At 71.2% G+C, this 9,572-nt stretch carries 8 protein-coding genes and 1 pseudogene; 6 read left to right on the forward strand and 3 right to left on the reverse strand.

Translation table 11 applies throughout. From position 1 onward, the window contains the following. Nucleotides 1-330, forward strand: a pseudogene (locus H3O04_RS30820) (MFS transporter); the annotation flags it as partial. Between the two features lie 41 nt (nt 331-371). Continuing rightward, complete coding sequence (locus H3O04_RS30825; RefSeq protein WP_202589118.1) at nt 372-854, forward strand: DUF3331 domain-containing protein; 483 nt, start codon at nt 372-374, stop codon at nt 852-854. Nucleotides 855-878: 24 nt separating this feature from the next. Here H3O04_RS30825 and H3O04_RS30830 read toward each other — a convergent pair whose 3' ends face one another. Further along, nucleotides 879-2,081: a GNAT family N-acetyltransferase gene (locus tag H3O04_RS30830; protein ID WP_202589119.1), complete on the reverse strand. Its 1,203-nt coding sequence runs from the start codon at nt 2,079-2,081 to the stop codon at nt 879-881. Between the two features lie 195 nt (nt 2,082-2,276). Here H3O04_RS30830 and pdxR point away from each other — a divergent pair, with 195 nt between their 5' ends. The 4 genes from pdxR to H3O04_RS30850 all read left to right on the forward strand — a co-directional run bounded on the left by pdxR (nt 2,277) and on the right by H3O04_RS30850 (nt 7,753). Further along, nucleotides 2,277-3,755 carry a MocR-like pyridoxine biosynthesis transcription factor PdxR gene (pdxR, locus tag H3O04_RS30835; protein ID WP_202589120.1) on the forward strand — a complete coding sequence of 493 codons (1,479 nt, stop codon included), beginning with the start codon at nt 2,277-2,279 and terminating at the stop codon, nt 3,753-3,755. A 300-nt stretch (nt 3,756-4,055) separates the two neighbouring features. Next, nucleotides 4,056-5,636: a trypsin-like peptidase domain-containing protein gene (locus H3O04_RS30840; protein WP_202589121.1), complete on the forward strand. Its 1,581-nt coding sequence runs from the start codon at nt 4,056-4,058 to the stop codon at nt 5,634-5,636. Nucleotides 5,637-5,875: 239 nt separating this feature from the next. Continuing rightward, nucleotides 5,876-7,087, forward strand: coding sequence for an MFS transporter (locus H3O04_RS30845; protein WP_202589122.1), 1,212 nt, complete (start codon nt 5,876-5,878; stop codon nt 7,085-7,087). Between the two features lie 126 nt (nt 7,088-7,213). Continuing rightward, nucleotides 7,214-7,753 (forward strand): DUF4303 domain-containing protein, encoded by a 540-nt coding sequence (locus tag H3O04_RS30850; protein WP_011547598.1) that lies wholly within the window; start codon nt 7,214-7,216, stop codon nt 7,751-7,753. 56 nt (nt 7,754-7,809) lie between these two features. Here the strand turns inward: H3O04_RS30850 and H3O04_RS30855 are convergent, their stop codons facing one another. Then, nucleotides 7,810-8,508, reverse strand: coding sequence for a fumarylacetoacetate hydrolase family protein (locus tag H3O04_RS30855; protein ID WP_202589123.1), 699 nt, complete (start codon nt 8,506-8,508; stop codon nt 7,810-7,812). 117 nt (nt 8,509-8,625) lie between these two features. After that, nucleotides 8,626-9,567, reverse strand: a complete 942-nt coding sequence (locus H3O04_RS30860) for a helix-turn-helix transcriptional regulator (RefSeq protein WP_124479204.1) — start codon at nt 9,565-9,567, stop codon at nt 8,626-8,628. Between the last annotated feature and the right edge of the window lie 5 nt (nt 9,568-9,572).

Raw genomic sequence — 9,572 nt, forward strand, 5'->3', positions numbered from 1 at the left:
ACCGCGAGCGGCGCGGGCCTCTTCAGCGCCGCGACACCCGCGCCGCTCGCGGTCGCGCTCGGGTTCGCGTTTTCGGCGATGGCCGGGATGCTGCCCGCGACCATTCTCGCGTGCGCGCCGGGCTCCGCCCCGTCGCCGTCGCTGGCGCCGCTCAGCATCGGCTGGGTCGTGCAGGGCAACTATCTCGGCCAGGTGATCGGGCCGCTGACGATCGGCGCGATCGTCGGTGCGTTCGGCTGGTCGGGCGGCATCGGGCTGATGCTCGCGGCCGCCGCCGTCGGCGCGGCGATCGGCCTGTCCCTGCTGCGCGAACCGATGGGCCGGCGCTGAACGCGCCGGCGTCGTTCAACCTGCACGGAAATTCGTCAAGCATGCTCAACACCATGGAAAGCCCGATCTGCGAAGAAGACCTGTCGTGCGACGCGTCCGCGTTCGACGAAGACGACGCGATGCCGTCGCGCGGCGGCGTGGTCGCGCATCCGCTTGTGACGATCGGCCGCGCGCCGATTCCGGAGCACGCGACGGCCGCGGCATCGCCGTTGCGTCCGCAACTGTTCGTCACGGTGCTGGAGGCGGGCGACGACGCACTGCTGGTGCGATGGGTCGAGAGCGGCCGGTGTCATTACGGCGAGCAACGCTGGCGCCTGCGCGTCGCGTTGCAGCCCGGTCGTTGCGCGCTCTCGGGGCAGCCGATCGAGCCGGGCGAGCCGGTGTTCCGGCCGGTGCGGCGGCCCGTGCCGGCCAATGGCGACGAGATGATCCGCCCGGCAGCACTGCCGGGGATGGCCGGTGCGGCGTGCGACGCCACGCCGGAGGACGGCGACGCACGCCATCCGGCCGATGTTCGTGGCTGAACGTCGGCCGGCGGCGGCGCGACGTTACTTCTTCAGATCGTGCCGGTACTGGATGAAACCGGCATTGTTCGCGAGCTTGTCGTACAGCGCCCGCGCGGTCGTGTTGGTCTCGTGCGTGAGCCAGTACACGCGGCTCGCGCCGGCTTCGCGCGCCCGTTCGTACACGGCCTCGATCAGCGCGCGGCCGGCACCTTGCCCGCGCGCGTCTGGCGCCGTGTACAGATCCTGCAGGTAGCAGTACGGCCCTTCGGTCCAGCACGAACGGTGGTAGATCGCATGGACGATCCCGACCAGCGCACCCGACGCGTCGAACGCGCCGAGCACGAACATCGGCTCGGCCGGGTCCATCAGGCGCGCCCAGGTCGTCGCGAACACCGCGTCGCTCAGCGCGGTGTCATAGAACTTCTGGTAACCCTGCCACAGCGGACGCCACGCGGCTTCGTCGGCGACGACGAGCGGGCGCACCGTGACGCGCGTGGCGTCGTTCGCGCGGCCGGCGGCATCGCGCGCGCTGGCCTGTGCGTGGCGGATCGCGGTGAGCGACTGGCGCTGTTCGCCTTGCGCGTCGAAGTTCTCCGGTGCGAGCCAGGCTTCGAACGCGGCGCGCACATCCGGCCATTCGCCGTCGACGATCGAGAACCACGCGGTATCGCGATTGCGGCCGCGGTAGATGATCGCCTGCCGGAACGTGCCTTCGTAGCGGAAGCCGAGGCGGGCAGCCGCCTTGCGCGACGGCGCGTTCAGGTCGTCGCACTTCCATTCGTAGCGCCGGTAGCCGAGCGTGTCGAACGCGTACTTCATCAGCAGGAACTGCGCTTCGGTCGACACCGGCGTGCGCTTGAGCAGCGGCGAGAACGTGACCGAGCCGACCTCGATCACGCCGTTGGCCGGATCGATGCGCATCAGCGCGAGCGTGCCGACCGCGCGGCCCGTGGCGCGGTCGATCACCGTGTAGTGCAGCGGATCGGTGCTCGCCTGCGCGCCGCGCGCATAGTCGCGGTAGCCGGATTCGTCGGCGTACGGGCCGTGTGCGAGATAGGTCCAGTCGCTGCCGTCGGGCGCCTGTGCGTAGGCGGCATACAGATCGGCGGCGTGGCGTTCGGCGTCGAGCGGCTCGAGCCGGCAGTAGCGGCCTTCGAGCACGATGCGCGCCGGGCGCGGGCGCGCGGACCAGTCGGGAACGGGGTGGCCGATGGGCTGCTGGAAAGCGTTGGTGAGCGTGGGCAAGGTCGATCTCGCTTCGGTTGGCGGCCGGCGACATGCCGGCATGCAGACGATCGTAGTCCCGCCGAGGTACCATGAGAAGCGCCAGTGAGCGGTAAATTTATGGTGCCACGATCTGGGGCCGCCAGCCGCGCGCCGGTCACCGTGCGACGCTCGCCCGTGCGTCACGTTCCGACCTTTTCACGCTGCGATGTTCCGATGACGACTGCCTTTCCTGCCGGCGACGCACCGTTGCTGCCGCTCGATGCGCCGCTGGCGCGCACGCCTGGCGCACCCTCGCTCCAGCGCCAGTTGCTGCGCCGCGTGCGCGACGCGATTCTCGGCGGCGCGATGCCGGCCGGCACGCGGCTGCCCGGCACGCGTGCGCTGGCCGAAACGCTCGGCGTGTCGCGCAATACGACGGCCGCCGTGTACGAGCAGCTCGTCGCCGAAGGCTTCCTGCAATCGGATCGTCGCGGCACGCGGGTCGTCGGGCTGTCGCGGCCCACGCCGCCGCGCCGGCGTGCCGCGCCGCCGGCCGTCGCGCAGCGGCTCGGCCGGATTCGCCTGAGCCTCGTCGGCACTGGTGAATCGGAGGGCTTTCGTCCGGGCGTGCCGGCGCTGTCGCATTTCCCGGTGGACGCGTGGCGGCATGCGATCGACCGCGCGTTGCGTCGCGCCGGCCGCGAGCTGCTGGCGTACGGCGATCCGCTCGGCGAGCCCGCGTTGCGCGAATCGATCGCGCGCCACCTGGCCGTCACGCGCGGCGTGCGCTGCGATCCCGAGCAGATCGTGATCACCGAAGGCGCACAAGGGGCGATCGCACTGTGCGCGCAACTGCTGACGAATCCGGGCGATACGGTGTGGGTCGAGGAGCCCGGCTATCGCGGCGCGCGCACCGCGATGCAGGCGGCCGACCTCGACGTCGTGCCGATGCCGGTCGACGCCGAAGGGCTGCGCGCGGAACCGGACGACTGGCGCGAGCGGACGCCGCGCCTCGTCTACACGACGCCGTCGAACCAGTTCCCGACCGGCGCCGTGCTGTCGATCTCGCGTCGGCTCGCGCTGATCGACGCGGCGCGCCGCCATCGCGCGTGGATCATCGAGGACGACTACGACAGCGAATTCCGTCACACCGGCGAGCCGATCGGCGCGATGCACGGGCTGGCGCCCGATTCGCCGGTCGTCTATCTCGGCTCGTTCAGCAAGACGATGTTTCCGGCGCTGCGGATCGGTTTTCTCGTGCTGCCCGATGCGTTGCTGGCCGCCGTGCGGCCGGCGCTGCCGGAGATGCTGCGCGGCGGGACCCGCCACGTGCAGCTCGCGCTCGCCGACTTCATCGAGACGGGCGAGTACGGCCGGCATCTCGGGCGGATGCGCCGGCTGTATCGCGACCGGCGGCGGTTGCTGCTCGCCGCGCTCGAGCGCAGCCTGAGCGTGCCGCACCAGGTCGAGGGCGGCCCGTGCGGGCTGCATCTCGCGCTGCGGTTGCCGGCGCGGTATCGCGATCGCGCGATCGTCGAAGCGGCGCGCGCGCATGGCATCGGGCCGTTTCCGCTGTCGGGTTTCGCGATCGATGCGGCGCGGGCCGGCAACGGGCTCGTGCTCGGTTTCGGCAATACGTCGGCCGATGCGTTCGAGCCGATGTTGCGGATGGTGTCGGCGATCGCGGAGCGGGTGGGCGCGGGGGATGCGTGACGGGATGGTTTCGCGGTCGGCGATGCGCGACAGGCCAATGATCGGCCGCGATCGCAGATCGCAACGATGCCGGTGACGCGCGCACCGATGCGTGGTGGATATTCGGATTGACGAACCGCGCACTTTGTTCGAAACGACCACCCTCGCGGTTCCGCCGCCCGGGCACCTCCCGGCATACGGGTTTCGATTCGTATGTTCCAACCTGCGCGTGGGCTATAAATGGTGGGGTGTACCGGTGCTTGTCGGGCGCCCGCGCGTCTCGCGCAGGGTGGCGTCGCGGCTGCCGGGGGAGGTGGCACCGTGGTTTGCCAGACGCTTGCTCGCGCCGTGCTTCGCACCGCGTTGATCGGGGGCGTGTTTGCCGGATGTTTGCCGCTGCCCGCCGCCGTTGCCGGCACCCTCGCGCCGCACGCCGCACCGCCGGCGATGAAGGCGCGGCCACCCGCCGCGCCTTACGCGATGCCGGTCGATTTCCCGGCGATCGTCGAACGCTACGGCCCGGCGGTCGTGACCATCCTGGCCGCCACGCCCGATCCGCAAACCGGCGGGCCGGCCTTTGCCGCGCTCGATCCCGACGATCCGCTCGCCGCGTTCTTCCGGCACGGCGCGCCGCCGCCCGCGCAGGGGCCGCAGGCGCCGGCGCCCGATACGGTGGCGCCGCGTGCGGTGTCCGGCAGCGGTTCGGGCTTCATCGTCAGCGCCGATGGCCTGATCCTCACGTCCGCCCATGTGGTCGACGAGGCGACCGACGTGACGGTGCGGCTCACCGACCGCCGCGAATTCAAGGCGACGGTGCTGGCCGTCGATCCGCAAAGCGATGTCGCCGTGCTGCGCGTCGACGCGACGAAGCTGCCGTTCGTGCGCATCGGCGATTCGTCGAAAGTCCGCGCGGGCGAACCGGTGCTGACGATCGGCGCGCCGGACGGATCGGGCAACACGGTCACGGCCGGCATCGTCAGCGCGACATCGCGGCGGCTGCCGGACGGCAGCGCATTCCCGTTCTTCGAGACCGACATCGCACCGAACCCGGACAACTCCGGCGGCCCCGTGTTCAATCGCGCGGGCGACGTGATCGGCATCGCGGTGCAGGTCTATCCGGGCGCCGACCGCTACGCGAGCACGACGTTCGCCATCCCGATCGCATTCGCGGCCAAGGTGCGTGCCCAGTTGCGCGCGCAACAGCAGGCGCAGATGCAGGCGCAGCAGGCTCAGGCGCCCGCGCCGGACGCGCCGTCGGGCAATGCGTTCGGCGTCGACGTGCAGGACGTAGGCGTCGGTCTGGCCGCGGCGTTCGGGCTGCCGCGTCCGGCAGGCGCGCTCGTCAACGGCGTCGCGCCCGGCTCGCCGGCCGCCGCGGCCGGCCTGAAGCCCGGCGACGTGATCGTGAAGATGGGCGGCAAGGCGATCGGCCGTTCGGCCGAACTGAACGACCTTGCCGCCGCGCTGCCGCCCGGCGGCAAGGCGCCGCTGCGCGTGATCCGCAACCGTGCGCCGGTGACGCTGACGATCACCGGCGCCGACGACGCGGGTGGCGGTATGCCCGCGACGGTCGGCATGGCCGCGCCGAAGGCCCCCGCGCAGCCGGGGCCGGGCACCGGCGATGCAGGCGACCACGGCGATCGCCTCGGCCTGACGATGCACGCGCTGAGCGACAACGAGCGCCGCTCGACGGGGCTCGCGGTCGGGATGATGGTGGACGCGGTACATGGCCCCGCCGCGCGCGCCGGCATCCAGCCGGGCGATGTCGTGCTGGAACTCAACGACACGCTGCTCGAGACGCCGGACGACGTGCCGATGCTCGAAGCGAGCGGCGGCAACGTGATCGCCGTGCTGATCCAGCGCAACAACGCGCGGAAGTTCGTGTCGGTGCGCACGCGGTAGCGCGTTGACGCGGCGGCTGCCGTCCGCCTAACATCGTCGGGTACCGCGGGCGGTCCACCACGTAGTCAGGAGCCATACGGCAGAGCCATTCGACATGAAAACCACTTGCTTCATCGTAGTCGTCCACAGGCGCAGGGTCCGGTAGCGGCACCGCGCCGGCACCCATGCGCCCCCGACTCGTTCGGGGGCTTTTTTTTGTTGCGCACGGCCGAGAGGCCCGTGCGCGGGAGGGCATCCGCTTGCGATCGAACCTGTCGACTACTTCCGACCCGGCGTCGCCACGGCACGCCACGCTGATCGTGCTGTGCGCGTTGTCGGTGCTGCCGTTGAGCCTGTTCCTGCCGTCGCTGCCGGCGATCGTGCGCGACCTGCATACCGACTATGCGCTCGTCGCGCTGTCGCTCGGCGGCTATGCGGCGGTGGCCGCGTCGCTCGAATGCGTGACGGGGCCGCTGTCCGACCGGTTCGGGCGGCGGCCGATCGTGCTGACGAGCGTCGCGCTGTTCGCGCTCGGTTCGCTCGGTTGTGCGATGGCGACCGATATCCACGTGTTTCTCGGCTGCCGGCTGATGCAGGCGGCGATCACGTCGGTCTATCCGGTGTCGATGGCGGCGATCCGCGATACCGGCGGCGGCGCGCGCGCGGCGAGCCGGATCGGCTACGCGGCGATGGCGGCCGCGTTCGCGCCGATGCTCGGCCCGACACTCGGCGGTGCGCTCGACCAGACGGTCGGCTGGCGCGCGAGCTTCTGGCTGCTGGCCGTAGTCGGCACCGCGCTGTTTGCCTGGTGCGTGCGCGATCTCGCCGAAACCCATACGCGCCGGCCGTCGAGCTTCGGGCAGCAGCTTCGCGCGTATCCGGCGCTGCTGCGTGCGCGCCGTTTCTGGGCCTATGCGCTGTGCATGGCGTTCTCGACGGGCGCGTTCTATGCGTTCCTGGCCGGTGCGCCGCTCGCCGCGACAACGCTGTTCGGCATCCCGCCCGCGGAGATCGGCTTCTACATGGGGACGATCACGGCCGGTTTCGTCTGCGGCAGCTTTCTGGCCGCGCGGGTCGCGCGCCGCCATGCGCTGGCCACGACGATCCTGTGCGGGCGGCTCGTCGCGTGTGCGGGGCCATTGATCGGGCTTGCGCTGCTGTTCGGCGGCGTGACCCATGCGCTCGCGTGGTTCGGGCCGTGCGTGCTGGTCGGCATCGGCAACGGGCTGAGCAATCCCGGCGCCCATGCGGGCGCGGTGTCCGTACGCCCGGAACTGGCTGGCAGCGCATCGGGGCTGGCCGGCGCGATGACGATCGGCGGCGGCGCCGCGCTGTCGTCGCTGACGGGCGCGCTGCTGACCCCGCGCAACGCAGGCTACCTGCCGCTCGCGATGATGCTGCTGTCGGCGGCGATCGCACTGGCGGCCGCCGGGTGCGTGCGGGCGTTCGACGGCCGGGACGCCGGACGGTGAGCGCGGGTGCGCCCCGGTACCGGCGCGCGGCGGAATGACGGACAATCCGCCGCATGCCGGGACACGACGCACGATTCGCGCGCCGCGTGCCCCGACGAGCGCGCAGGGCGACTGGACGAGGATGCGATGAGCGACTTTTCTGATTTCCAGCGGGATATTGCCGATGCCGCGAGGGCGACCTTCAGGGCGCTGCGGGCGCTGCACCCGGACGAACATTTCTATGCGTTCGCGTTGTACACCGACAGCGGCGCGATGACGGTGGTGCCGGCCGCCAATTCGGTCGAAGGGCTGCGCCGGGTCCGCGCGCAACAGGCGGTGGCGGACGACGATCCGTGGTTCGTGTGGGGCGTGGCCGAGTGGGCGTACGCGGCGGCCGAGGCCTCGCCGTTCAACGCGATCTGCGGCCGGCTGGCCGACGAGGTGCTGAGCCCGCAGTTCGTCCGGTCGCGATTCGCGGAATTTTCCCGGCAACTGCATACCGACATGATCGAGGCGTTGCGGCTGCTCGATCGCGACGGCGTGTTCGGCACGGGCGACGACCGGGCGGCCATCACGCTGTTCGTGTCGATCAGCGACGACGACGCGGCTGAGGCGCTGGAAAACGCGTCGGCGAAAGCGCTGAATCCGCCAGCCGTCGCCGAGGCCTTCCTGCGCCGCTACGACTGACCGGCAACGCGGTATCGCCTGGGCGGCCCGGGCACGCGGCCGCCCTGCATGGCATGTTACGGCTTCGCGCCGACCACGAATTCGAACGTCGCGACGCTGTCGACGCCGCCCGTCACGCGGTCGCCCGGCTGCAGCGCGCCGACGCCGGCCGGCGTGCCGGTGAAGATCAGGTCGCCGGCCTTCAGCTCGACCGAGCGCGACACGTACGCGATGACGTCGGGCACGGGCCAGATCATGTCGGCGAGGTCGCCTTGCTGGCGCGTGTCGCCGTTGACCGCGAGCCAGATGCGGCCGGCGGCCGGATGGCCGGTGGCCGTCGCCGGGCGCAGCGCGGTCACGGGGCCCGACGCGTCGAAACCCTTCGCCCAGTCCCACGGCCGGCTCAGCTTCTTCGCTTCGGCCTGCAGGTCGCGGCGCGTGAGGTCGACGCCGACGCCGTAGCCCCACACGTGCGACAGCGCGTCGGCCGGGTCGATCGACCGGCCGTCCTTGCCGATCGCGACGACCAGCTCGATTTCATGGTGGAGATCGTTCGTCAGCGGCGGATAGGCGACCGTGCCGCTGGCCGGGACGATCGCGTCGGCCGGCTTCGTGAAGAAGAACGGCGGTTCGCGGTCGGGGTCGGCGCCCATTTCGCGGGCGTGGTCGGCGTAGTTGCGGCCGACGCAGAAGACGCGGCGCACCGGAAAGCGCGCGGACGACTGTTCGACTTCGACGGAAGGACGCTCGGCGGCGTCGATGACATAGGCGGACATCGGATGGGCCTCGTTCGGTAGGAAGACGGATGGCCGGCGCACCGGCCGGCATGCGTGCAACGATACCCGACGCGCGTGCGCCGGGATGCGACGCAACTGCGTTTTACCGGGACAAAACTACGCGTCGGTGGCCGCTTGCGTGTCGTCGGCGGCGGGCAATGCGGCGTTCGCGTCGCGGTACGCCTTCGGCGACACGCCGACCCGCGCGCGGAAGCGCCGCGCGAAATACCCTTCGTCGCGGAAGCCGACCGAGCGGGCGATGTCCGCGATGCGCCGGCTGGTGTGGGCCAGCAGCGACTGCGCGAGCGCGATCCGCCGCTCGGTCACGAGATCGGTGAAGGTGCTGCCGGTTTCCTTGCGCACCAGGTGCGCGAGGTAGTTCGGCGACAGAAACGCAGCTTCGGCGGTCGCGGCGAGCGTCAGGTCCTCGCGGGTCAGGTTCGCCCGCACGTGGCGCAGCACGCGGGCCAGCGCGTCGCGCCGGCCGGCACGCTGGGCGCCGCGCTGCGCGAGCTTGTCGAGCGCACCCGCGTACTGGGTGCAGACGAGCCCGATCAGTTGCAGCAGGTAGCCGCGCAGCAGCGTGGTCGAGCCGAACGTGCGCACGCGATCGACGTCGAGCATGCACAGCGCGAGGCGCCGCGCTTCGTCGTACGTATCGCCGGTCAGGATGAAATCGAGGTGCTCCTGGAAGCGGAACGGCGTCAACTCGGGGAAACGGTGTGCGGGCACGTCCTCGAGATCGAGCGGATCGACGTCGAGATCGGCGCGCAGGAACGCCTGGCTGAAGTTGATCACGATGAAATGCGCGCCTTCCGGATGCGGGATCAGGTGCTCGCGGTGCGGCAGCACGAACGCGAGCGCGCCGCGCGGAAACGGCCGCGTGACGCCGCCGATGCGCTGCTCGGTGTCGCCGCCGAGGTTGAACTGGATCTGGAAATACGCGTGCCGGTGCGGCTCGGTGATCGCCTGGCGCGACGCCTGGTCGCGGATGTAGAAATCGAGCCGGTCGCTGCGTTCGGGCATCCCGTACAGGCGCGGCGGGGCGGTGGAGGGCATGAAGG

Source organism: Burkholderia sp. KCJ3K979 (assembly GCF_016759955.1).
Lineage (GTDB): Bacteria > Pseudomonadota > Gammaproteobacteria > Burkholderiales > Burkholderiaceae > Burkholderia > Burkholderia orbicola.